The organism is Citricoccus muralis, from assembly GCF_003386075.1.
Taxonomy (GTDB): Bacteria; Actinomycetota; Actinomycetes; order Actinomycetales; family Micrococcaceae; genus Citricoccus; species Citricoccus muralis.
This window is the reverse complement of sequence record NZ_QREH01000001.1, coordinates 157,659-181,292: the sequence shown is the minus strand read 5'-3', so window position 1 is coordinate 181,292 and position 23,634 is coordinate 157,659. Positions and strand designations below refer to the sequence as shown.

The 23,634-nt window shown below is 70.7% G+C and carries 21 protein-coding genes and 1 pseudogene; 6 read left to right on the top strand and 16 right to left on the bottom strand.

Translation table 11 applies throughout. The features are described 5' to 3' along the window. The first annotated feature begins 45 nt into the window (after nt 1-45). Nucleotides 46-1,653 carry an ABC transporter substrate-binding protein gene (locus tag C8E99_RS00760; protein WP_115930670.1) on the top strand — a complete coding sequence of 536 codons (1,608 nt, stop codon included), beginning with the start codon at nt 46-48 and terminating at the stop codon, nt 1,651-1,653. A 4-nt stretch (nt 1,654-1,657) separates the two neighbouring features. Here the strand turns inward: C8E99_RS00760 and C8E99_RS00755 are convergent, their stop codons facing one another. The 5 genes from C8E99_RS00755 to C8E99_RS00735 all read right to left on the bottom strand — a co-directional run bounded on the left by C8E99_RS00755 (nt 1,658) and on the right by C8E99_RS00735 (nt 7,644). Continuing rightward, nucleotides 1,658-3,511: an ABC-F family ATP-binding cassette domain-containing protein gene (locus C8E99_RS00755; RefSeq protein ID WP_115930669.1), complete on the bottom strand. Its 1,854-nt coding sequence runs from the start codon at nt 3,509-3,511 to the stop codon at nt 1,658-1,660. After that, nucleotides 3,512-4,480: a 4-(cytidine 5'-diphospho)-2-C-methyl-D-erythritol kinase gene (locus C8E99_RS00750; RefSeq protein ID WP_115930668.1), complete on the bottom strand. Its 969-nt coding sequence runs from the start codon at nt 4,478-4,480 to the stop codon at nt 3,512-3,514. Beyond that, the gene (gene rsmA / locus C8E99_RS00745; protein WP_245952010.1) at nt 4,477-5,394 is read right to left on the bottom strand and encodes a 16S rRNA (adenine(1518)-N(6)/adenine(1519)-N(6))-dimethyltransferase RsmA; all 918 of its coding nucleotides are present in this window, start codon (nt 5,392-5,394) and stop codon (nt 4,477-4,479) included. Before rsmA ends, C8E99_RS00750 begins: the two co-directional genes overlap by 4 nt. A gap of 104 nt (nt 5,395-5,498) precedes the next feature. Then, nucleotides 5,499-6,500, bottom strand: a complete 1,002-nt coding sequence (locus C8E99_RS16310; RefSeq protein ID WP_147301146.1) for a resuscitation-promoting factor — start codon at nt 6,498-6,500, stop codon at nt 5,499-5,501. A 187-nt stretch (nt 6,501-6,687) separates the two neighbouring features. Beyond that, a complete protein-coding gene (locus C8E99_RS00735; protein WP_115930665.1) occupies nt 6,688-7,644 on the bottom strand; it encodes a TatD family hydrolase in 957 nt (318 codons plus the stop codon). Nucleotides 7,645-7,778: 134 nt separating this feature from the next. Here C8E99_RS00735 and C8E99_RS00730 point away from each other — a divergent pair, with 134 nt between their 5' ends. Then, nucleotides 7,779-8,393: an arsenate reductase/protein-tyrosine-phosphatase family protein gene (locus C8E99_RS00730; RefSeq protein ID WP_115930664.1), complete on the top strand. Its 615-nt coding sequence runs from the start codon at nt 7,779-7,781 to the stop codon at nt 8,391-8,393. A 35-nt stretch (nt 8,394-8,428) separates the two neighbouring features. Here C8E99_RS00730 and pth read toward each other — a convergent pair whose 3' ends face one another. Then, nucleotides 8,429-9,001, bottom strand: coding sequence for an aminoacyl-tRNA hydrolase (gene pth, locus C8E99_RS00725; RefSeq protein ID WP_245952412.1), 573 nt, complete (start codon nt 8,999-9,001; stop codon nt 8,429-8,431). An 80-nt stretch (nt 9,002-9,081) separates the two neighbouring features. Then, nucleotides 9,082-9,687 (bottom strand): 50S ribosomal protein L25/general stress protein Ctc, encoded by a 606-nt coding sequence (locus C8E99_RS00720; protein ID WP_115930662.1) that lies wholly within the window; start codon nt 9,685-9,687, stop codon nt 9,082-9,084. Between the two features lie 204 nt (nt 9,688-9,891). Between C8E99_RS00720 and C8E99_RS00715 the strand changes: the two genes are divergently transcribed. From C8E99_RS00715 to C8E99_RS00705, 3 genes are read left to right on the top strand one after another with little or no spacing between them, the layout of a single operon-like run. Then, nucleotides 9,892-10,932: an AAA family ATPase gene (locus C8E99_RS00715; protein ID WP_115933105.1), complete on the top strand. Its 1,041-nt coding sequence runs from the start codon at nt 9,892-9,894 to the stop codon at nt 10,930-10,932. Between the two features lie 35 nt (nt 10,933-10,967). After that, entirely contained in the window at nt 10,968-12,134 is a 1,167-nt protein-coding gene (locus tag C8E99_RS00710) for a DUF58 domain-containing protein (RefSeq protein WP_115930661.1), read from the top strand. Next, nucleotides 12,131-14,662 carry a transglutaminaseTgpA domain-containing protein gene (locus C8E99_RS00705; RefSeq protein ID WP_115930660.1) on the top strand — a complete coding sequence of 844 codons (2,532 nt, stop codon included), beginning with the start codon at nt 12,131-12,133 and terminating at the stop codon, nt 14,660-14,662. The genes C8E99_RS00710 and C8E99_RS00705 overlap by 4 nt, the downstream gene beginning before the upstream one ends. A gap of 27 nt (nt 14,663-14,689) precedes the next feature. Here the strand turns inward: C8E99_RS00705 and C8E99_RS00700 are convergent, their stop codons facing one another. From C8E99_RS00700 to C8E99_RS00675, 6 genes are all read right to left on the bottom strand, one after another. Beyond that, entirely contained in the window at nt 14,690-16,183 is a 1,494-nt protein-coding gene (locus C8E99_RS00700; RefSeq protein ID WP_115930659.1) for an NAD-dependent succinate-semialdehyde dehydrogenase, read from the bottom strand. 176 nt (nt 16,184-16,359) lie between these two features. Further along, a complete protein-coding gene (locus C8E99_RS00695; RefSeq protein ID WP_115930658.1) occupies nt 16,360-16,731 on the bottom strand; it encodes a VOC family protein in 372 nt (123 codons plus the stop codon). A 40-nt stretch (nt 16,732-16,771) separates the two neighbouring features. Continuing rightward, entirely contained in the window at nt 16,772-17,647 is an 876-nt protein-coding gene (rsmI, locus tag C8E99_RS00690) for a 16S rRNA (cytidine(1402)-2'-O)-methyltransferase (protein ID WP_115930657.1), read from the bottom strand. Nucleotides 17,648-17,701: 54 nt separating this feature from the next. Beyond that, nucleotides 17,702-17,824 carry a type B 50S ribosomal protein L36 gene (ykgO, locus tag C8E99_RS00685; protein WP_115930656.1) on the bottom strand — a complete coding sequence of 41 codons (123 nt, stop codon included), beginning with the start codon at nt 17,822-17,824 and terminating at the stop codon, nt 17,702-17,704. Further along, the gene (locus tag C8E99_RS00680; RefSeq protein WP_115933104.1) at nt 17,821-18,972 is read right to left on the bottom strand and encodes a GTP-binding protein; all 1,152 of its coding nucleotides are present in this window, start codon (nt 18,970-18,972) and stop codon (nt 17,821-17,823) included. The genes ykgO and C8E99_RS00680 overlap by 4 nt, the downstream gene beginning before the upstream one ends. 118 nt (nt 18,973-19,090) lie before the next feature. Beyond that, on the bottom strand, nt 19,091-19,453 hold the full coding sequence (locus tag C8E99_RS00675) for an ArsR/SmtB family transcription factor (RefSeq protein WP_147301145.1): 363 nt from the start codon (nt 19,451-19,453) through the stop codon (nt 19,091-19,093). Nucleotides 19,454-19,639: 186 nt separating this feature from the next. Between C8E99_RS00675 and C8E99_RS00670 the strand changes: the two genes are divergently transcribed. Further along, nucleotides 19,640-20,566, top strand: coding sequence for a cation diffusion facilitator family transporter (locus C8E99_RS00670; protein ID WP_425452902.1), 927 nt, complete (start codon nt 19,640-19,642; stop codon nt 20,564-20,566). An 8-nt stretch (nt 20,567-20,574) separates the two neighbouring features. Here the strand turns inward: C8E99_RS00670 and C8E99_RS00665 are convergent, their stop codons facing one another. The 3 genes and pseudogenes from C8E99_RS00665 to C8E99_RS00655 form a co-directional block, all read right to left on the bottom strand. After that, nucleotides 20,575-20,970 carry a hypothetical protein gene (locus C8E99_RS00665; protein WP_115930654.1) on the bottom strand — a complete coding sequence of 132 codons (396 nt, stop codon included), beginning with the start codon at nt 20,968-20,970 and terminating at the stop codon, nt 20,575-20,577. 33 nt (nt 20,971-21,003) lie between these two features. Continuing rightward, nucleotides 21,004-22,040: pseudogene (locus tag C8E99_RS00660) on the bottom strand (hemolysin family protein). Then, a complete protein-coding gene (locus C8E99_RS00655) occupies nt 22,040-23,386 on the bottom strand; it encodes a hemolysin family protein (protein ID WP_115930653.1) in 1,347 nt (448 codons plus the stop codon). Before C8E99_RS00655 ends, C8E99_RS00660 begins: the two are co-directional and overlap by 1 nt. Between the last annotated feature and the right edge of the window lie 248 nt (nt 23,387-23,634).

Here is a 23,634-nt window from a genome sequence, read left to right as displayed (position 1 = left end):
GCACCTGCACGCAACCCTGCACCTCACCGTTGAAAGGCACCACCCATGCGCACACCACAGAAACGAACCACCGGCCTGCTGGCCGTGCTCGCCGCCGGGGCCCTGGCTCTGACCGCGTGCACCGGAGGCACCGCCGGCGGCGGAGGCGGCAACGCGGCCGAGGGCGGGGAACGCGTCTACGTCCAGGCCATCGCCGACGATCCGATGGGTCTGAACGCCCAACTGATCAGCGGCGCCACCCCGTCCATGTTCAGCGCCCAGATCCTGGACCCCTTGATCTTCCTCTCCCAGGACTACGAGATGACTCCCGGGCTGGCGGAGTCCTGGGAACTCAGCGACGACGGCCTGGACCTGACCCTGGTCCTGCGCGAGGGCGTCACGTGGCATGACGGCGAGCCCTTCACCGCGGAGGACGTGGCCTTCAACTTCGAGGAGATCGTGCCCCTGCAGTCCTTCGGGGCGCAGATCGGCGAGCGGCTGGAATCGGCGGAGGTGGTGGACGAGCACACCGTGGTTCTGCACCTGAGCGAACCGTTCGGCCCCCTGCTGGAGACGGTGGCCTCCCAGTTCATGGTCCCGAAGCACATCTACGAAGGCACCGACTACGTGACGAACCAGGCGAACATGGAGCCGATCGGCACCGGGCCCATGGTGTTCGACTCCTACAGCTCCGGGGAACAGGTGACCCTGACCGCCAACCCGGACTACTGGGGCGGCGAGGTCCAGGTGGACCGGGCCGTCTACCCGATCATGACGGACCCGAATGCCCGGGCCGAGGCCCTGTTCGCCGGTGAGGTGGACCAGGCCTCCGTGGACGTCTCGCAGCAGGGCCGCGTCTCGGATGACCCCACCACGCTGCTGCTGGAGGAGAGCAACTTCCCGCAGCTCGTGACCGTCATGTTCAACGCGCAGAGCGAGTACCTGGAGGATCCGGCGGTGCGGGCCGCCGTCTTCGCCGCCCTGGACCGCGAGGCGATCGTGGACACCGCCCTGAGCGGCATCGGCACGCCGGCCAACGGGTTCTTCCCCGAAGCCTTGGAGTGGGCCGTGAGCCCCAACGTGGACTTCTCGCAAGACTTCCCGCGGGACGTGGACGCCATCAACGAGACCCTGGACGAGGCCGGGTTCGAGCGCGGGGCGGACGGGATGCGGTTCACCCTGAACGTCCGGTACATCAACGAGCTCTCGGACGTGGCCGCCACCGTGGAGATGGCCGAGTCCATGCTGGAGGAGGTCGGCATCGGCATCGAGATGCAGGGCACCTCAGGCGCGGTCTTCACCGAGAAGGTCTACACGGAGAGCGAGTTCGACCTGGCGTTCCTCCGCTCGACCGTCGGGGCGGACCCCAGCATCGGGATCGTGCGCTGGTACGAGTGCAACGACCAGAAGGCGGCCGCGGCCAATCCCTCCGGCCTGTGTGACCCCGAGATCGACGCCGCCGCTGCCGAGGCCCTGGCGACCTCCGTCCAGGCCGAGCGCGGTGTGGCGTTGACGGCCCTGCAGGACCGCGCCGCCGAGATGATGTACTACGCGCCGCTGGCGTGGTTCAACGGCGCCTTCCCCACCATCAACACCACGCGCTGGCAGGGTCAGGACGAGCCCACGTCGATGACCAACCGGATGCCGTGGACCACCATGACGATGGAGGGATAGGCGCCTAGCCCTCGGCGACCTCGCCGGCCTCGAGCCAGGCCATCTCGGCCTCGTCCTTGCGCTCGTGCAGTTCCTGCAGTTGGGCGTTGGCCTCGGCCAGGGCGCCGAGGTCGCCGGCCGCGGACAGGGTGGCCATCCGCTCGTGCAGCGCGGCCTCCTCCTGCGTCATCCTGGCCAGCTGCTTCTCCAGCTTGGCGGCCTCCTTGCGGGCGGCCCGTTTCTCAGCCTCGCTGACGCCGCTCTGCTCGGCATCTCCCCCACCGGCCTTCCCGACGCCGGCCCCCGAACCGGCAGCGCCGGTGCCGGTCCCGCCGAAACCGGTCCCGCCGGACTCCTGGGCCGCGCGCAGCTGCAGGTACTGCTCCACACCCCCGGGCAGGTCACGGATCTGACCGTCGCCGAGCAGGGCCAGCTGGTGGTCGGTGACGCGTTCGAGCAGGTAGCGGTCGTGAGACACCACGACCAGGGTGCCGGGCCAGCCGTCCAGCATGTCTTCCACTGCCGCCAGGGTGTCCGTGTCCAGGTCGTTGGTCGGCTCGTCCAGCATGAGCACGTTCGGGGAGCCGACCATCAGGCGCAGCAGCTGCAGCCGGCGGCGCTCACCGCCGGAGAGGTCCGCCACCGGCGTCCACTGGCGGGAGGTGCCGAAGCCGAGCTGCTCCAGCAGCTGCCCCGGGGACAGGTCCTTGCCGCCCACCTGGAAGGAGTTGCCCTCCTGGGACATGACCTCGGCCACGCGCAGGTGCCGCACCTCGTCGAGTTCCGTGACGTCCTGGGTGAGGATGGCTGTCTGCACGGTCTTGCCGCGCCGGATCCGGCCGGAGTCCGGGGTGAGCTGGCCGTCGAGCAGGCGCATCAGGGTGGACTTGCCGGCGCCGTTGACGCCCACGATCCCCACCCGCTCGCCGGGGGCCAACCGCAGCGTGACGTCGTCGAACAGCGTGCGGCTCCCGCCGCCGTCGGGCACTGGGACCGAGTAGGTGACGTCCTCCAGGTCCAGGACGTCCTTGCCCAACCGGGCGGTGGCCATCTTGGAGAGGGAGACGGAGTCCCGGGGCTCGGGGACGTCCGCGATGACGGCGTTGGCTGCCTCGATGCGGAACTTGGGCTTGGCGGTGCGGGCCGGGGCGCCGCGGCGCAGCCAGGCCAGTTCCTTCTTCACCAGTTGCTGACGCTTGCCTTCGATCACGGACGCGGCGCGGTCGCGCTCCACGCGGGCGAGCATCCAGGCCGCGTAGCCGCCGTCGAAGGGTTCCACCGTGGCGTCATGGACTTCCCACGTGCGGGTGCAGACCTCGTCGAGGAACCAGCGATCGTGGGTGACCACGAGCAGTCCGCCGTCCGTGGCGCGCCAGCGGGTCTTGAGGTGTTCGGCCAGCCAGGCCACGCCCTCCACGTCGAGGTGGTTGGTGGGTTCGTCCAGGAAGATCAGGTCGTCGCTGCCGGCGAGCAGCCGGGCCAGGGCGGTGCGCCGGCGCTGACCGCCGGAGAGGGTACCCACGGTGCGGCCCCAGTCCAGTCCGCCGAGCAGGCCACCCATGACGTCGCGGACCTTCGCATCGGAGGCCCAGACGTGGTCCGGGACGTCGCCGACCACGGCGTGCTGCACCGTGTCCTCGGGGTCCAGGTCGTCCCGCTGGTCCAGGACGCCCAGGGTGGTTCCGCCGCGGCGGGTGACCCGGCCGTCGTCGGGGTCCTGCTGGCCGGCGAGGATGCGCATCAGAGTGGACTTGCCGTCACCGTTGCGGCCGACGAGGCCGATCCGGTCCCCCTCGTCCACTCCGATCGAGACGGAGTCGAGGACGGTACGCGTGCCAAAGGAGATGCCGATGTTCTCGGCGCCGAGCAGATGAGCCATTTACAGCACTCTAGCCCCGTGGACCGGCCCGTGGACGGCCACGGCGGCCACCCCGGTGCGGTCCTCGATGCGGGCGGCCAACTGGAAGCTCTCCTCGGCGCTACGGGCGAGGAACATCACGGTCGGCCCCGAGCCGGAGACCTGGCCGGCCAGGGCGCCCTCCTCGAGACCGACGTCCAGCATCTCGGAGAGCTCCGGCACCAGGGTGGCTGCGGGGACCTGCAGGTCATTGGCGAGCAGCAGGGCCAGTTCCTCGGCGTCACCGGACGTGAGCGCCTGGACGAGCTGGGGGTCCACCTCGGGGTCTGCCTCGGGCATCGGCAGCCCGCCCTCCTCGCGCAGTTGGTCGAGCAGCCCGTAGACCTGCGGGGTGGAGAGTCCCGTGGTGGCGGGCACCAGGACCAGGTGCACGGGGTGGCGGGCCAGCAGCGGCGTCAGTTCATCGCCCACGCCGAGCCCGACGGCGGCCCCGCCCATCACGGCGAAGGGCACGTCCGCGCCCAACGGTGCGGCGATCTCGGCCAAGGTCTGCCGGGACAGGCCGGCGTCCCACAGTGCGGCGCAGGCCAGCAATGCGGCGGCGGCGTCCGCGGATCCGCCGCCCATGCCCCCGGCCACCGGAACCTGCTTGGTGATCTCCAGGTGCACGCCGTGGGTCTGCGGATCACGTCCCAGGTACTCCCGCAGGCGCAGGGCGGCCCGGGCGGCCAGGTTCGAGGAGTCCACGGGGATGGCGTCCGGGTCCACGAACGCACTGGACTGCTCGGAGAGGGTCACCGTGATCTCACCGTCCTGGCGCGGGGTGGCCGTCACCTCCTCCAGCATCGAGACCGCGAGGTAGACGCTCGCCACGGGGTGGTAGCCGTCCACGCGCGGGGTGCCCACGCGCAGGGAGAGGTTGACCTTGCCGGGGGCCTGCGCCGTCGCGTGGCTGAAGAGCCGGGTGGTCGAGGGGGCAGGATGGCTCACAGGCCGGCTCCTTCAGTGGGGGTCTCGGCGGCGTCCACCCGGTGGGCGGCAATGCGGGCGAAGTCCTCGATGCCGAGCACCTCACCGCGGGCACGGGGGTCGACTCCGGCGGCCCGCAGGGTGGCCTCGGCCGCGGTGGGCGTACCGGCCCAGCCGGACAGGGCCGCCCGCAGCGTCTTGCGGCGCTGGGCGAAGGCGGCGTCCACCACGGCGAAGACCTCCTGGCGGCTGGCCGTGGTCTCGGGCGGCTGGCGCCGGGTGAAGGCCACGAGCCCGGATTGGATCTTGGGGGCCGGCCAGAACACGTTCTTGCCGATGGTGCCAGCCTTGCGGACAGAGGCGTACCAGGCGGCCTTGGCGGAGGGCACCCCGTACGTCTTGGACCCCGGCCCGGCGGCGAGCCGGTCCGCGACCTCCTCCTGGACCATGACGAGGCCGTGCTCCAGTGAGGGCAATTCGGCCAGCAGGTGCAACAGCACAGGTACGGCCACGTTGTAGGGCAGGTTGGCGACCAGGGCGGTGGGCGGGCCGGAGGCTGCTGCGGGACGGGCGGCCTCGAGTTCCGCGGCGGAGACGTGCATGGCGTCGGCCAGCACCACTGCCAGGCGATGGCCGGCCCCGGGCCGGAATTCCTCGGCGGTGCGGGCCAGCCGGCCGGCGGGAACCGGGTCGATCTCCACGGCGGTGACGGCCTCGGCGGCGTCCAGCAGCCCGAGGGTCAGCGACCCCAGGCCGGGGCCGACCTCCAGGGCGTGCTCGCCGGAGCCCGTGCCGGAGACGGCGGTGATCCGCCGGATGGTGTTGGGGTCGATCACGAAGTTCTGCCCCAGGGTCTTGGTGGGCCGCAGGTCCAGTTCCGAGGCCAGGCGCCTGATGTCGGCGGCGGAAAGCAGGGGGGCGTCGGGTGCGGTCACGCGGTCCATCCTACGTGGGGAAGAGACCCCAAGGGCCCGCCGAGGCGGGCCCTTGGGGATAACGGCGTCCTGCTGACGTCGGTGCAGCGGTGCGCGTCAGTCGCTCAGCGCAGGCCGAGCTGGGAGGAGCAGTGCGGCCAGTGGCCCCAGCCGCCGTTGGCCCGCAGCTTCTCGGCGGTGGCGATCTGCTCGGCCGGCGTGGCCTGGTGCGGCAGCGGCGCATACTGGGTGCCGCCGGCACCGGCCCACGAGGAGGCCGAGAACTGCAGGCCGCCGTAGTAGCCGTTGCCGGTGTTGATGGACCAGTTGCCGCCGGACTCGCATTCGGCGAGGGACTGCCACACGCCGGACGTCGGAGCGCTGGCCTGCGAGGCGGACGAGGCGCCGGACGCCTCAGACGACTCCGATGAATCGGCGGAGTCCGAGGCAGAGCTGGCGGCCGAGCGGGTCGGCTCCGGCTCCTTGGTCCCGACGGCGATGCGGCGCTCAACCGGTTCGCGCACGGTCTCGGTGGTCGCGACCTCGCGGTCGGTCTCCTCGCCGTCCACGGTGGTGATGCTCCAGGTGGTGGTCTTCTCGCCGGGGGCGCCGGCGGCCAGGACGGAGGTCTTGCCCTCGGCCAGGTCCTCGTCCTCGACCTCGACGGTCTCGAACGGCACCTCCTCGGAGGTGGTCTCGGTGCTGGTGTCCACCCGCTGGACGGTCACGTCCACGTCCTGGGTGATCTCGGTGTCCAGGGCCGGCGAGACCTGGTCGTCCTCGTCGAAGGACACCTCGTTCTCCCGCAGCGCCTGTTCGATGGTGCCGGCGTTGGTGGCGAAGGTCGTGGTCTCCCCGCCAGCGGTCACGGTGACCACCTTCGGCAGGTCCACGGTCACCTGGGATGCGCGCTCCAGCTGGAGGACGGATTCGCCGAGGCCTTCGCCCGGCGCCGTCCCGTCCTGACCGGCGTCCCCGGCGGAGACCCGGCTGGCGGTCTGCTCCGAGGCGGTGACCTCGGCGCCGCGCTGGGTGGCCACGAAGGCCACCAGCCCGCCGACCACTAGGGCCAAGGCTGCTACTTGGGCGATCACCTTGGCCAGGCGGCCCTTCATCACTCGTGCCATGTACGTCCAGACGTTGTCATCTCCGGTCACGGGGCTTCAGGGCCAATGGCACAGGCACACTGAACGGCCCGATCCGGCCAATTGAGGGACAACGATAACGGCAAGATAACAAAGATCTCAAATGGATCACGGTGGGCGGCGTGTCCGGGACCATTCCGGCGCGACCACGGGGAGTCGAAAGCGCTGGTCAGAAGTCCCCGTAGACGCGCCTCGTGTTGTTCGCCACAACCGCCGCCAGTACGTCCGCCTGCACCCCGCGGGTCTCGGCCATGCCCCGCAGGGTCCACGGCACCAGGTAGGGCGCGTTGGGACGGCCCCGCCAAGGGTGCGGGGTCAGGAAGGGGGCATCGGTCTCCACCAGGAGCAGGTCTTCGCGGGCCTCGGCCAGCGCCGCGCGCAGGCCGTCGTTGGCCTTGAAGGTCACGGGACCGGCGAAGGACATGTACCAGCCGTGCTCATTGCAGATCCGGGCGAGGTCCGCATCACCGGAGAAGCAGTGGAACACCACCCGGTCCGGGCGCCGCGGGGTGTCCAGGAGAATCCGGACCACGTCGTCATGGGCATCCCGATCGTGGATCTGGACGGCCTTGCCGAGGCGGTGCGCCAGGTCCAGGTGCCAGCGGAACGCCTCCTGCTGGTCCTCCACCCCCTCGGGGCCCGTCCGGTAGTAGTCCAGGCCGGTCTCCCCCACGGCCCGCACCCGCGGGTGGGCCGCAAGCGACTCGATCTCCGCCAGCGCGGCGTCCAGGTGGCCGCGGGAGGCCAGCCGGGCGGCGTCGTTGGGGTGGATGGCCACGGCCCCCAGCAGCCGGGGCTCAGCCTCGATGGCCTCGATGGTGAAGCGCGCCGACTCCACGTCACAGCCCACCTGGATGGCCCCGGCAACCCCGACGGCTGCCGCAGCGTCCATCGCCTGGTGCACGTCCACGGAGACCAGGCCATCGCGGAAGTCCAGGTGCGTGTGGTTGTCCACCACGGCCACCCCCAGCGGCTCGGGGGCCGGCGGGTACTCCAGCCGGCGCTGGCGCTTGGATTTCTCCTCGTGCGGCTCCCGCCGCCGCTCGCCCGGCCCACCGGAAACGGGCTGCGGCACCGGTCGGTAGGCAACGGGGACGGCGTCGAGGTCTGGTGGGTCAATGGCCATGCCTCCCATGCTAGAGGCGCCGCCAGGCCGGGGCCGGCACCCGAAGGTGACTACCATGTGGGGGTACCCCGGCCGCCGGCACCACTTCCCTATCCCCTGCCGCAGCCGGACCGATCGAAAGGCTCCCGTAGAGAATGACCGACCAGCAAGCCACCGTGCTCTTCGTCTGCACGGGCAACATCTGCCGCTCCGCCTACGGCCACCACCTGCTGGCCCGGGAGTTGGACCAGACCGCCCCCGGCAGCTATGCGGTCGTCTCAGCCGGCACCCAGGTCAATCCACGGCTCACGGTCCCGCCCCAGATCCATGCGCTCGAGCGTGCCGCCGGCCTGCGGTCGTTGCGGGAGCACTCACCGTCCCAGGTCAACAGGCGGACGGTACAGAAGGCGGACCTGATCGTGGGCGCGACGTCCGAGCACCTGGCTGCTGTCCTGCGGGAGACGCCCGGGGCGCTCAACCGGTCCTTCACCATGCTGGAGTTCGGAGCGGCAGCCGCAGCGCTGGCGGCGGGGACGCTGCCCGCCTGGACCGGCCCCGCCTCGGCGGACGCGACCCTGCCGGAACGGGTCCGCGAGCTGGCCCGCCACCTGTCCCGGCACCGCCCCGTCATCCGGGGCTCGCTGGACTCGATCGACCTGCCGGACCCCTATGGCCGCGAGGACGAGGCGTACCCGGCCATGGCCGAGGCCCTGGAACCGGCCGTGGACCACATGGTGCGGCTCCTGGCGGACGTGGCCCGCCGGAACTGAGGAAGCCGGTACCGGCACCCGTACAGCGCCACAGTTCAGCGCGTCGGCGCGGGGTGGAACTTCTGCTGGGCCTGCTCCAGGGACGCGGTGGCCAGTTCGACCACGGCGTCGGCCGCCCGGTCCAGGTGGAGGGGCAGCAACTCGCGCTCGGCGGCGCTGAAGGGCCGCAGGACGAAGTCCGCGGCGGGCTGGCGTCCCGGCGGCCGGCCGACGCCGACGCGGACGCGGAGGTAGTCCTTGGTGCCGAGCACCTGGGAGATGGACTTCAGCCCGTTGTGGCCGCCCTCGCTGCCGCCGATCTTCAGCTTCAGCGCGTCGAAGGGGATGTCGATCTCGTCGTGCACCACGATGATGTTCGCCGGGGCCACGGAGTAGAACCGCGCCAGGGCGCCCACGGGGCGACCTGACACGTTCATGTAGCTGGCCGGCTTGGCCAGCAGCAGCTTGGGCCCGCCGGGTGCCGTGTGGGCAGTCCCGACGGCGGCGCCCGCCTTGTGCGCGGTCAGGCGGGCCCCGAAGCGGTCGGCCAGTTCGTCGATGACCATCTGGCCGACGTTATGCCGGGTACGGGCGTAGTCGGGCCCGGGGTTGCCGAGCCCGACCACCAGCCAGGTGGAGGCACCTGAGGCTGGCGGGGAGGCCGGAGCACCGGCCCCCCGCGCCGTATCCTGCGTTGTCACGAGAGGAATCAGCCCTCGGTGGACTCGGCAGTCGCGGTCTCTTCGCCTTCACCCTCGGTGTCGCCCAGGTCCTGGACGGTGAGCTCGGAGATGGTGGCGATGACGTAGTCGTCGGCCAGCTCCAGGGTGGAGCCGGCGGGCAGCTGGACGTCGGCACCGAAGACGTGCTCGCCCGCGGTGCGGCCCTCGATGTTGATGGTGACGCTCTCCGGCAGCTGCGTGGCATCGGCCAGCACCGGCACGGAGGCCTCCTCGAGGTTGAAGGTGGTGCCCGGGGCGGCTTCACCCTCGACGTGCACCCACACGTCCACGACGACCTTCTCGCCCCGCTGGACGACGATGAGGTCCAGGTGGTCGATGGTCTGCTTGATGAAGTTGCGCTGGATGGCCTTCGGCAGCACCAGATGCTCCTGGCCGTCGCGGACCACGGTCAGCAGGGCGTTGGGGTTACGGACGGCCAGGGAGGTCTGCTGGGCCGGCATCAGCAGGTGCACGGGGTCGCCGCCGTGGCCGTAGACCACCGCGGGGATCAATCCGTCGCGGCGCGCCTGGCGGGATGCGCCCTTGCCGAAGTCCTCGCGCAGGGTGACCTGGATCTTGGTGTTGTCGCTCATGGTGTTCCTCCTGTACTTCTTCATCCGCGGCCACGGTGGTGGCGGCGGGCCTTCCAGGCAGGAAAACAGCCGTGCAGTACGGCAGCCTCGTCGATCACGGAGCTGAAAGCTCCCTCGCCTGGGCAACGCGGACCATCATACCAGTAGGCTGGGGCCCGAGGGGCCCGCACCATTCCAGGAGGATCCGTGGACGTGTCAACCGCCATGCAGGAGCACGAGGACGGAGCAGGCCAACAGCCCGAGGACGGGCCCGGGAGCGATCCGCGGCAGGACGCCTCCTGGGCCGCGGGCGGTGAGCGACTCACCGCCACCACCCGGGCGATGCTGGACGCCATGGACTCCGTGGTGGACGGCAAGCACCAGGCGGTCCGCACCGCCCTGCTGGTCCTGCTGGCCGGCGGGCATCTGCTCGTGGAGGACGTCCCGGGCGTGGGCAAGACCCTGCTGGCCCGGGCCCTGGCCCGGACCGTGGGCGGAGTCGTCAACCGCATCCAGTTCACCCCGGACCTGCTGCCTGGGGACGTCACCGGCGTCTCGGTGTTCAACCAGGACCGTCACACCTTCGAGTTCCGCCCGGGAGCGGTGTTCGCCAACATCGTCATCGGGGATGAGATCAACCGCGCTTCGGCCAAGACCCAGTCCGCCCTGCTCGAGTGCATGGAGGAGCACCAGGTCACCGTCGACGGGACCACCCACCGGCTCGAGGAACCGTTCATGGTGGTGGCCACCCAGAATCCGGTGGAGTCCGAGGGGACCTATCCCCTGCCGGAGGCCCAGCGGGACCGGTTCATGGCCCGCATCACCATGGGCTATCCGGACCCGGAGGCCGAGCTGCAGATGCTCCGCACCCACCAGGGTCCGCTGCCCTCCTCCGCTCCCGTGAACCGCTTGGCCCCCGTGACCACCACGGAGGAGGTCCTGCAGATGATCGAGGCCGTGTCCCGGGTGCATGTCTCCGAGGCCGTCGCCCGGTACGTGATCGACCTGGGCCGTGCCAGCCGTGAGCACCCGGACGTCCTCGTCGGCGCGAGCCCTCGGTCCCTGCTGCAACTGCTGCGGGCCGCCAAGGCCGAGGCCGCGATCAGCGGCCGATCCTTCACCACACCGCAGGACGTGGCCGGCGCCGTCCCCGTGGTGTTCCCGCACCGGCTGATGCTCCGGCGCCGCTCCACACAGGAGGCCGCCCAGGCCGACGCGACCACGCAGCGGATCCTGCACTCGGTTCCGGTGCCGGCCGGCCCGTGACATCCTGAGCCGCTCTGAGACGATCCCCCGCCGCCATGACCTCCGCCCTCCCCACCCCGCGCATATCCCCCCGCACCTTCCGCCGCGCCATCACTGGCATCTCCGTCCCGACTGCGCCCCGGCCGACGCCGCGCGGACTGGCCCTGGCCGTGGCGGCGGCCCTCCTCGTGGTGGCCGGGCTGGCCCTGGGCCGGCGTGAGGCCGTCGCGCTGGGACTCTTCCTGGCCGTCGTCGTGGGTATCTCCTGCGCCGTGCTGGCCGTGCGGACGGTGCTGGCCCGGCGCATCCGGCTGACACGGTCCGTGGTGCCCGGCGCACTGCGGGTGGGCGGCAGCGCGCACGTCACCTTCGATGGAACGGTGCCCCACCTGGCGGATGCGCTCCCCGGCGGCCGGCCGGCTCTCGTCCCGCAGGGCGGCTACCGGTGGCGGGCCCGCGAACGCGGGGTGTACGACGTCGGCCCGGCCCTGGCCCGCCTGTCCGGGCCCTTCGGCCTGTGGTCGGCCCAAGCCCAGGTCTCCGGGACGAGCCGGGTCGAGGTGGAGCCCCTCCCCCTGGAGGACGACGAGCTCGACCAGGTCCTGCGGGCCGGCGTCGGTGAACACGACGCCGCCGACCTGCTGGGCAGCCAAGCCGCCCCGGACGACCTGCTGGTCCGCGAACACCGGGACGGGGACGCGCTGACCCGCGTCCACTGGGGAGCCACGGCCAGGACCGGCCGGCTCATGATGCGCCAGGAGGAGTGGGCTCACGATCCCTGGGCGGTGGTGGTCCTGGACTGCCGCGCCGTCTCCTTCGCGGCCGAACGGTACGAGGTGGACGGCGGTGCCGGCCGCCACTGGCAGAGTTCCCCCGGTTTCGAACGGGCCCTGCAGGCTGCGGCCGCCCTGATCCTGCGGCTGCAGGACGCCGGCCACCAGGTGCTGCTGATGGACCAGGACGGCCACGCCCTGGACGCATCCCTGGCGCCAGCCGTTCTCGAACCGGCCTTCCGGGAAGCCACGTGGCCGGCCGCGCTGCCGGGCGAGGCCGCCGCCGTCGTCGCCCTGCTCGGGACCGCCGTGGGGCAGGACCTCCCCGTGCTGGCCACGGTGCCGCACCACCTGCAGCGGGTGGCGGTGCTGTTCGGGACGCAGGGCCGTCGAGATGCCGCCGAGCGGTTGGAGGCCGGAGGCTGGCTCGTGGCGGAAGGCGGGTCATGACCGCGGGCCGTCGGATGTTCAGGACCGTGTGGCTGCCTGCGGCGCTGGTCGCGGTGCTGGTGTTGTCCGCCGCCGTGGCCGTGGATGCCGCTTTCCGGGCACCGGTGGCGGCGTGGCTGGTGCCGGCCGCTGGACCGGCCGTGGTGGGGCTGGGCGCCGCGGCCGTGGTGCGCAGTCTGGGTCCCCGGATGCTGCGTCCGCTGCTGGCCGGGCTGCTGGCCGCCGGGTGGTTCTGGTGCCGGCAGTGGTGGCCCGAGACCCTGATGATCGGGCTGGCGCCACAACCGGAGACCTTCGCCGCGATCGCCACCTCCACCTCCGACCTACGGGAGACGATCTGGACGGGCACCATCCCGGTGGAGACCAGCGCGCCGCTGCTGGCCGGCGTCGGCGCCATCCTGGCCCTGACCGCCCTGGTGACCGATGCCATCGGCGTGGGCCTGCGCTGCCCCGCCATCGCCGGCCTCCCGCCGTTGGCGCTGATCGCCGGGTCGGCCGCGATCACGGCCGGGGCCACCCCCTGGCCGGCCCTGGCGCTCGCCGCCGCGGCCTGGCTGGGGCTGCTGGCGGCGGATACCGGTTCAGGTGTGAGCAGTCCATCGGTCGGCGCGGTCGGGGTCGAGACAGTGAGGCTTGGAGGGCCGGCGGACGCAGGAGGGCCGGCGGACGCAGGAGGGCCGGCGGACGCGGGAGGGCGCTGGGCGGCGGGATGGGGCACGGTGGCCGCGGCCGGCGTCGCGGTGGGGGCCTTGATCGTGGCGCAGCTGACACTGCCGTTCCTGTCCGCCGGGCTGGCACCCGAGGGTCAACGCTTCATCCTCGGTCAGGGCACCGGGCCGGTGAACCCGGCGGCGGACCTGAGCCAGGAGCTGCGCAGCGGTCAGGGGTACTCGGGCATCACCTATGAGACGGACGATGGCCTGGGCGTCTATCTGCGCACGGCCGTGGTGGACGACGTGATGGCCTCCCCCTGGGACGCGAACCCGCCGCAGCACGCCGGCGATCCGACCACCACCCCCTTCTACCCGGCCGCGGCCCACCTCGCCGAGATCGAGGGCGACGAGACCGGCGCGGCAAGCGACGCAAACAATGCCGGCGCGGCAGGCGATGCAAGCAGCGCCGGTGATACCGGGGACACCGATGCCCCACCGAGAGGGGACCTGGTGTCCCTGTCCCTCGACGGGTGGACCGGGAACTGGGCTCCGCTGCCGGACCAGACGGTGGCGATCGAGCCGATCGTCGGCGAGTGGGGATGGCAGGTCGACCCCACCACCTTCAGCGCCTACCGCCAGGAGGCCAGCCCGGTGGAGATCTCGTACCAGACGGCCGTGCTGCCCCTGGACCTGACGTTCGAGGAGCTGGCCGACCGCGCCGGCGCGGTCGCCCCGCAGGGCGTGTACAACCGGTGGGGTGCGGACCCGGCACTGGAGGGCTCCGCCGTCCAGGAGCTCGCCGAGGACCTCACCGCGGGTACGAACAACCCGGTGGAGCAGGCAGTGGCGCTCCAGGACCACCTGCTCTCCGACGACTTCACCTATTCGGAGACGGCTCCGGTGGAGCAGGGCTATGACGGTTCCGGCCTCGAGCTGACGGAGCAGTTCCTGGAGGCCGGGGCCGGGTACTGCATCCACTTCGCCTCGGCCATGGTGATGATGGCGCAGTCCGTGGACATCCCGGCCCGCGTGGTGGTGGGGTACGCCCCGGTCGGTGCGGTGGACGGGCGCCACCGGGTGACGGCGGACCGCGCCCACGCCTGGCCGGAGCTCTACATCGACCAGGTCGGCTGGGTGCCCTTCGAACCCACCCAGAGCGTCGGCCGTGTGCCGGCCTACGCCCAGTCCGAGGACACCGCGGACCCCGCCGCCTCGCCCGATCCCTCGGTGGAGGGCCAGGGAGCCTCTCCCTCCCCGTCCGCCTCCGAGGAACCGGAAACCCGCGGTGACGACGCCGGCCCGGGCGCCACCGCCGGGCCCGGCACCCCGGGTGCCCCCGGAGTCCCGGTCGGCGTGCTGCTCGCCCTGGCGGGGGCGATCCTCGTGGTGATGCTGCTGCTGGTCCTCCCCCGTGGGTCGCGGCACCGGCGGCGGCAGTCACGCCTGTCCTCCGGATCGGCGCCCCGGGCCTGGGCGGAGGTGGAGGACACCGCCGTGGACCTGGGCCTGGGCCGGAAGCCGCATGAGTCCGAGCAGGCGTTCGTCTCGAGGCTGACAGCCGCGGCTGAGCTGAGTGGCGCGGACGCGCCCGTGATGGCTGGGGTGGCTGGGGTGGCGGGACGGCCACCGGACCTCGAGACCCCCGGGGTGGCGGGACGGTCACCGGACCTCGAGGCCGCCGGACACACCCTGGTCGCGGCGATCACCTGGGCCCGCTACGCCCCGGAGGACGCGCCAACTCCGCGGGGTACCGAGGAGGTGGCTGAGGCTGCCCGGGTGATCATCGCGGGACTGGAGGAGGCCGCGGATCCGGCCGGCCGGCGTCGTGCCCGGTGGTTCCCGCGGTCCCTGGTGCCAGAGGCCCTCCGCCGCTGATCCAGCGCGAGGCCCTGACGTCAGGGACTACCTCTTGGCGGCGTACGGGTCGGCCATGCCGATGTACTGCACCGTGGTGTACTCCTCGATGCCCTCGGCGCCGCCCTCGCGGCCCAGGCCGGACTGCTTCACGCCGCCGAACGGAGCGGAGGCGTTGGAGATGACACCGGCGTTGAAGCCGACCAGGCCGAACTCGATCTGCTCCGAGACCCGGAACATCGTGTTGACGTCCTTCGTGTAGATGTACGAGGCCAGCCCGTACTGGGAGGCGTTGGCCAGCTCGATGGCCTCCTCCTCGGTGGCGAAGGTGGTCACGGGGGCCACCGGGCCGAAGATCTCCTCGGAGAGGATCGGGTTGTCATTTCCCACGGAGAGCAGGGTCGGGATGTAGAAGTAACCATCGCCGTCCTTGGGCTGGCCGCCGGTGACGACCTCGCCGCCGGCCGCCACGGAGTCCTGCACCAGCTGGTGGATGTCATCCCGGGCGCCAGAATCGATGATCGGGCCCACAGTGGACTCCGGCTCGGTACCGCGGGCCGGGTTCAGCGCCTTGAGGGCAGCGGCGAACTTCGCCTTGAACTCCACGGCCACGTCCTCGTGGACCAGGAAACGGTTGGCCGCGGTGCAGGCCTCGCCCATGTTGCGCATCTTGGCGGCCATCGCACCCTCGACGGCGGCATCCAGGTCCGCGTCCGCGAACACCAGGAACGGGGCGTTGCCGCCGAGCTCCATGGAGGTGCGCAGCACGTTGTTGGCGGCGTCCTGCATCAGCTTCACGCCCACCGGGGTGGAGCCGGTGAAGGAGACCTTGCGCAGGCGCGAGTCCTTCATCAGCGGGCCGGAGATCGCCGAGGCCGAGGAGCCGGCCACCACGTTCAGCACGCCGGCCGGCAGCCCGGCCTCCTGCATGACCTGCGCGAACAGCATGGAGGTCAGCGGGGTGAGCTTGGCGGGCTTGAGCACCATGGTGCAGCCGGCGGCCACGGCGGGGGCGACCTTGCGGGTGGCCATCGCCAGCGGGAAGTTCCACGGGGTGATCAGCAGGGACGGGCCCACCGGCTTGTGGGTCACGATCATCTTGTTCTTGCCCTCGGGCGAGGTGAAGTAGCGCCCGTAGTGGCGCACCGCCTCCTCGGAGAACCAACGCAGGAACTCGGCGCCGTAGGCCACCTCACCGCGGGCCTCGGCCAGCGGCTTGCCCATCTCCAGGGTCATCAGCAAGGCGAAGTCCTCGGCCCGTTCGGTGACCAGATCGAAACCGCGGCGCAGGATCTCGGCGCGTTCACGCGGGGCGGTCAGGGCCCAGTCGTGCTGGGCGGCCGCGGCGGCGTCCAGGGCGGCCATGGCGTCATCGGAGTTGCCGTCCTGGATGGACAGCAGGACCTTGCCGGTGGCCGGGTCGTGGACGTCCAGGGTCTTGCCGGAGCTGGCATCACGCCACGCCCCGTCGATCAGCAGGCCGGTGGGGACGGACTGCAGCAGTTCCTGCTCGCGTTCGGCAGTGACAGTGGTGACAGTCATGGGGAACCTCTTTTCCGGTCAGTCGGCTCGGTCGGGCCAGCCTGCGGCGTCCTGGAGGACACCGGACGGCTGGGCACCGTCGGCCTCAGCCTACTGGCCGGCCACGCTCGGTGACGTGCGCGGGTCACTTTGCGACGAAGCCGCCGACGCTCAGCCGCCCGGCACAGTCACGGGTGCTACGACCGGCAGAGGCAGAAGGGGTGCCCGGCCGGGTCGAGGAAGACCCTGAAGCTCTCGCCCGGTTGGTACTCCGTCTTGGTGGCCCCCAGCTCGAGGACGGCCTTCTCCCCCGCGTCGAGGTCCTCCACCATCACGTCGAGGTGCATCTGCTGCGGGTTGTCCTGCCCCGGCCAATCCGGTGCGCGGTAGTCCTGCGCCCGCTGGAAGGAGATGCAGTTGCTGCCGTCGGCGGGACGGAGGTCGAGCCAGTGGTCGTCGCCGTCGGCCTGGTCCTGGACGTCCCACCCCAGCAGGGCACCGTAGAACCGCGCCAGGGCCACCGGATCCGGACAGTCGATCACGAAACTGGGAAAGCGTGCGATAGCCATGGGCGTCACCGTACTCCGCCGAAATCAGCAGGCCGAGGGCTCAGGCGCGGGCGGCCAGCACCGCCTCGTACAGGTCACGCTTCGGTATGCCGCGGGCCGCGGCCACGGTGTTCACCGCCTCCTTCAACCGGGTTCCGGAGGCCACCAGAACCTCGACGTCGGCTACCTGGCCGGCCGTGTCCGTGTCCGGTTCCGCTTCGGTCCCCCCGGTGACGATGACGATCTCGCCGCGGATCTCCTTGGAGTTCGCCCACTCCACGAGGTCGGCCAGCGAGCCCCGGGCCACCTCTTCGTGGAGTTTGCTCAGCTCCCGGGCTACGCAGGCGGGCCGGTCGGCACCGAAGGCGTCCCGCAGTGAGGCCAGGGAGGTAGCCAGCCGGTGCGGTGACTCGAAGAACACCAGGGTGCGGGCGTCTCGCGACAGCTCGGTCAGCAGGCGGGCCCGCTCCCCCTCCTTGCGGGGCAGGAACCCCTCGAAGGCGAAGCGGTCCGTCGGCAGCCCGGACAGCGCGAGCGCCGTGGTGACGGCGCTGGGCCCCGGGGCACAGGTGACGTCCACGCCCTCGGCTGCGGCCGTGGACACCAGTCGGTAGCCGGGGTCTGACACCAGCGGCATCCCGGCATCGGTGACGACGGCGACGACGGCGCCTCCCCGGGCGGCCGCCAACAGTTCCGGGGTGGATTCCCGTTCGTTGTGCTCGTGGTGGCTGACCACCTTGCCGGTGATCTTCACGCCGAGGCCGTGCGCCAGGTGGTGGGCCCGCCGGGTGTCCTCGGCGGCCACGATGTCCGCGGTCGCCAGCAAGTCCTTCAGCCGCTGGGAGGCGTCAGCCAGGTTCCCGATCGGTGTGGCCGCCAGCACGATCTGACCGGGGGTTTCGCCGAGCCGGTCCTCGGGAGTCTGTGTAGGCGCCATCCCCTCATGCTAGAGGGCCTCCCGAGGACTGAGTCCCCGTCCGGCAGCCCCGCCTCAGCCCTGGCGGGCTTTCATCCGTGGATTCTTCTTGTTGATGACGAACGTGCGCCCGCGCCGGCGGACCACCTGTGCGCCGGGGACCTTCTTCAGCGCCCGCACTGAGTTCCGTACTTTCATGATGCCCTCCGGGAGTCGATGTCATGGGTGGTGTGCAGTCCGAACGGGTCGGCCAGTGCGGTGAAACCGCTCTTCATCTCGTCTTCTGTCAGCTGACAGTCGGCGAGTAGTCGTGTGATCTCGGCGGAGTCGGGGCCTTCCCCGGTCGCGGAGATCACGGTGCTCGGGTGGCCGGCGTCCGCGATGGCGCGGACGGCGGCGTTGGTGTCCCTGGCAGCCGATGCCCCGGGCGAAGGGAAGTCGAGATAGGCGGGCCAGGGGCCTGCGTTCTCCAGCCATATGCGAGGACCGGCTCCCCGCAGCAGAATCCGGCATTCCGGTGCCGGTTCCATCCACAGCTGGCCACGCAGGCGGCAGCAGCCCTGGGCGAGGGAACGGAGGGCTTGATGGAAGCGCTCCGGATGCAGCGGACGGTGGAGCTGGTGGATGACCGTGGTGAACGGCGAAGCGGGGTCGCCACCGGGGGTGCCGCCGGCGGAGGACGACTCGTCTGGCTCTCCCTGTGATGATGATGCCGCCACGTCCCGCTGGAGGGATTCGATGTCGGTGGCCCGGTCGGTGGTCCGCGCATGGGGGGCCAGTTCCCGGAGCAGCTGCAGGCCGCGAGCACTGGCAGGCGGGTCGGCAGGGACCACGTTCGGGTCCGCCAGCAGCACGGTGTCAATCGAGGCCAGTTCCTCCATGAGGAACTCCCCGGGGGTCCTTTCATCATCGGGCAGGGCCAGGTAGCCGGACTCGAAGAGCGTATGGCGGTCCCAGATCTGGTCCTCGACCGCACTCGGCGAACAGGCCAGCACCACGGCATGGAGCACCACTGACCGGCGCGCGCCGCCGCGCAGTGCCCGCACCACGGCGGCCGCCGGCAGCGCGGGAGGCAAGCCGAGAACGAGGTGCTCCACACCGGCGTCCCGTGCCTGCTGCACGGCGGGCACGATGTCCAGCCGGATGGCGCAACTGGGACAAGGATGTTCCAGTCGAGTCTCTCCCCACTGTGGGGGTGTCCCCGGCTGGATGGATCGGCGCACCAGCAGGCCGTCCTCCAGCAGGTCATGCAGCATCAGCACGGCTTCGGGATAGGCGGAAGCCAGCATGTCGCACGCTTGGTGACGGCACAGGGCATCGAGGGAGCTGACGACGGTGAGGCGCATGACCGACATGCTACATGAGAATCATTCTCAACATGACTCCCCATCGCACCATTCCTCGCGCAGGTCTTGACGGCCCACGCCTCTCCGTCCACCTGTCCGTCCACCTGGGACCAGGGAATTAGCGGGACTGCGGTGAGTTGCGGTGCGGGTCCGTTCCTGTTGCGGCGCCGGTGAGATGCTCGGCGTGCGAGAGCGCCTCAACCAGTAGGCGGTTCACGTGCAGGTCGGTGGCCCGGTAGTAAGCGAAGGTCCCCTGCCTCCGGCTCTCCACCAGCCCTCCCAACTTCAGTTTGGCCAGGTGCTGGCTCACCGCGGTGGGCGCGGCACCCACGAGCTCGGCCAGCGCGTTCACACTGGACTCCCCCTGGAACAGAGCCCAGAGGATCTTCACCCGAGTCGGATCCGACAGCATGCGGAAGGCGTCTGCGGCGAGCTGGGCATGCTCGTCGTCGGGGGCTGGGTGGACAAGCTCATCATGCACGGCATCATTCTATCTCTCATATTGCTAATTGCGTAGTTACGCAGATACGATGACAGAGTGAAACCGGGCCAACACTCCTCTGACCACGGCGGTGCGCCTGCTCCCGCCCCTCACCACGATGCTCTTCACCACCATGCTCCCCACCACCACGGTGAGGGAACTGGTCACCACGGCGCCTGGGCGAGGATCAAACACATCCTGGTTCCACACAGCCATGACCACTCTGAGGCGATCCAGACTGCCGAAGAAGCCAGCAGCATCGGCATCCGGGCCGCATGGATCAGCCTGGCCGGCATGGGCGCCACCGCGCTTCTGCAGATCGCGATCGTCTGGCTGAGCGGATCGGTGGCCCTGCTGGCCGACACCCTGCACAACCTGGGTCACCTGGCCACCACCATCCCGCTGATTATCGCCTTTCGCCTCGGCCGCCGGGCGCCCACCCGGCGGTACAGCTACGGATTCCGGCGGGCCGAGGACCTCGTAGGCCTCCTGATCGGAGCGGTCATCGCCCTCTCTGCCGGGCTGATCATCTGGGAGTCAGTCCGGGCGTTGACCGCCCAGCGCGGCATGACCCACCTGGGGTGGGTGCTGGCCGCCGCGGTCATCGGGGCTGCCGGCAACGAGATCGTGGCCAGGTACCGAATCCGGGCCGGGCGCCGCATCGGATCAGCGGCCCTGATCGCCGAGGGCCAACACGCCCGAACTGATGCCTTGACCTCCCTGGCGGTCGCCCTGGGCGTCCTCGGCGCCTGGGCGGGGCTTCCCTGGGTGGACCCGGTCATCGGGTTGGTCATCGCAGCGGTCGTGGTTGCGGTATTGGTCGGTTCGATGCGCACGGTCCTGCGCCGGCTCATGGATGGTGTCGAGGCCGGCACCCTGGACCTGATCGAGAGCACCGCCGCTGCCACTCCGGGGGTCATCTCCGTGGACCAGGCGCGCGCTCGGTGGAGCGGACACCGCCTGGAGGCCGAACTCGACGTTGCCGTCCAGGCGAACCTGAGCATCGAGGCCGGTCATGATCTGGCCCACGCCGTCCAGGAACGCCTGCGCCGAGACGTCCCCCACCTACACCGGGCCGCCATCCTCCTCGCCCCCGCCCCGGCAGGGCCCTGAGGCTGTCGTCAGCCGAACACCATCGGGAGGAGGGACAGCGCGAACCCGCACGCACCCAGCACCACGAAGGTGGAGCCCAGGGCCAGGCACACTCTGGTCGCGGGTGTGCGGCGCTCGAACCGCAGCACGGAGGGATCGCGCCGGCTCACATGGCCTCGGCACACGTCCTGGCCGGCCAGGCGCGCGCGTTCCGCGCCACTCAGGGGCCGCTCATGGAACTCGCCAGCGGAGAACCAGCGTGCCCACAGCGTTCCGGCGTCCGCCACGAGGACGACCTCGGTGGGGATCAGGCCCTTCTCACCTGTGCGCAGCAGCAATCCCACGAGCAGCACGGGCAGTCCGAGGATCAGCCCGATCCAGGAGATCAGGTCCCCCGCCACGCCGGCCCCTTCGAGACCGTTCACGGTGCCACTCCGTCCGGTCCGGCCACCCGGGATCTACCGGGCGGCACGGCTGTCATCCCGGATCTGGCCGACGAGTTCCTCCAGCATGTCCTCGAGGGTTACGACGCCGTAGGGGTGCCCGGCCTCGTCCACGGCCAGGGCGAGGTGCGCCCCGTCCCGCTGCATGTGGCGCAGGGACGACTGCAGGTGGTCCTCCACGTGCAGCCGCGGCAGCTTCCGCACCAGACGGTCCGGCACCGGCACGGCCCGCGCCGCCGGCTCCAGGCCCAGCAGGTCCTTGACGTGGATGTAACCGTTCAGGCTCCCGTCCTCCGTCTGGCGGGGAACCGTGAGTAGCCGTTCGCCGCGACCTTCTCGATCTGCTCCGGCGTGCAGCCGGCCGGCAGAGTGACGACCTCGTGCAACGGGATCACGATGCTCTGGACGGAACGCTCCTCGAAGGTGAGGGCACCGAGCAGCAGCCGCTCGTCGTGGTGGTCCAGCAGCCCGCCCTCGCGGGACTCACCCACCAGCCCGGCCACCTCGTCCCGGGTGAAGGTGCTGGCCACCTCGTTCTTGGGCTCCACCTTGAACAGGCGCAGGATGCCGTTGCCCATCGCGTTCATGGTCCACAGCAGCGGCTGCAGGGCACGCACGACGACGACCAGGGCCGGCCCCAGGATGAAGGCCATGCGCTCGGGCCCGGCCAGCGCGATGTTCTTGGGCACCATCTCGCCGAGCACCACGTGAAGGTAGGTCACCAGGGCGTAGGCGATGATGTACGCGATGGTGTCGATCATCGTCGCCGGGATCCCCCAGGCCTCGAACGGCCCCTGCAGGGCGTAGACGATCATGGGCTTGGTCACGTAGCCCAGGGCCAGGGAACACACCGTGATCCCCAACTGTGCCCCGGCCATCATCAGCGAGACGTTCTCGATGGCCCACAGGGTCATCTTGGCGCCACGTCCGCCCTCCTCGGCCTTCGGCTCCACGATGCTGCGGCGGGCGGCGATGAGGGAGAACTCGGCCCCCACGAAGAAGAAGTTCGCCGCGAGCAGCACGACGGTCAGGACAATACCGACGGTATCCACTAGCGATCGTCCTCCTGGGACTCGAGGGGTGTTGCGGTGGCATGAACGCGGGCGATGCGCGCTCCGTCCATGGCCTCCACCGCGAAGGTGACTCGGGCGGCCGGGTAGCCGTGGGCGGCTTCGGTCTCCAGTTCGACGCTGTCACCCACGGTGGCGATGTGGCCGAGGTGCAGGGTGATGAGGCCGGCAATCGTGTCGTACTCGGGATCCTCGGCGATGTGGTGTCCCAGCAGTTCACTGACCTCATCCGGGCGCAGAGCACCGTCGAAGGCCCACACCCCATGGGGCATCCGTTCGCTGGTCAGATCGTCCGGATCGTGTTCGTCCACCACCTCCCCCACGAGTTCCTCCACGAGGTCCTCCAGGGTGATCAGGCCGGCCACGTCCCCGGTCTCGTCCATCAGGACGGCCATCTGCAGGCCACCGGCACGCAGGGTGTCCATCAGATGGTCCAGCTCGATCGTGTCCGGCATCAGGGTGGGCGTCTCCATCACCTCCGAGACGGGCGTGGAGGCGCGGTCCTCGAACGGAACGGCCAGGCCACGGCGAATGTGGACCAGGCCCTCGACGGCCGACGAGCCCGGCTCCATCACGGGGAACCGCGAATGGCCGGTCGTGGCAGCCACCTGCAGCAGGTCCTGGACACTGCTGCCCGGCGCCAGAGTGGTCATCCGGGTACTCGGGGTCATCGAGTCGTGGGCGCGGCGGTTGCCGAAGGCGAAGGACCGCTGGATGAGCTCGGCGGTGTCCGCCGGCAGCACGCCCTGGCGGGCGGAGTGCCGCACCAGCACCGTGAGTTCCTCCGGAGAACGGGCCGAGGCGAGTTCCTCTTGTGGTTCGATGCCGAACAGTCGCACGATCCGGTTGGCCGTGCCGTTGAAGAACATCAGCAGGGGCTTGGTCACCGTACTGAAACCCCGCTGGAATCCGACGACGGCCCGTGCGGTCGCCAGCGGCCGGGCGATGGCCAGGTTCTTGGGCACCAGCTCGCCGAACACCATGGTCAGGACGGTCGCCAGGACCAGGGCGAGAGCCACGGACACCGAGCGTGCCAGCGGTGCGGCCAGGCCGGCGTCGGTCAAGGGGCCGACCACCAGGGAGGCGATGGCCGGTTCGGCCAGGAAGCCGATGCCCAGGTTGGTCAGGGTGATGCCCAGCTGAGCGCCGGAGAGCTGAGTGGACAGGGTGTTCATGCCCTCCAGCACGCCCGCGGCCTTCTGGTCCCCTCGGGCGACGGCCTCACGGACCTCGTTCTTGTTGACCGTGATCAAGGCGAACTCCGCAGCCACGAAGAGGCCGCAGGCGATGATCAGCACGAGGCCGATCAGGATCGAGACTATTTCCAATGACTACACCCCCCACCGCACGTTGTGAGCGCATTCGCTCGTGTCAGCGGGAGGCACGGACTGTGCCCCGGACTGTCACCGGGAGTAGACATCGATTTCCTCTCAAGAAATCAGAAAAAAATCCACGGCCGTCGGCCGCGGATTGACAGAATCATGCCAGCATGGCGGTCCCTGCGCAAACAGGCGGAGCGGCGAACAGGAGAGAACAGGAGAGAAGTGAGGTGCGCCCGCACCAGCCCACCTGATCC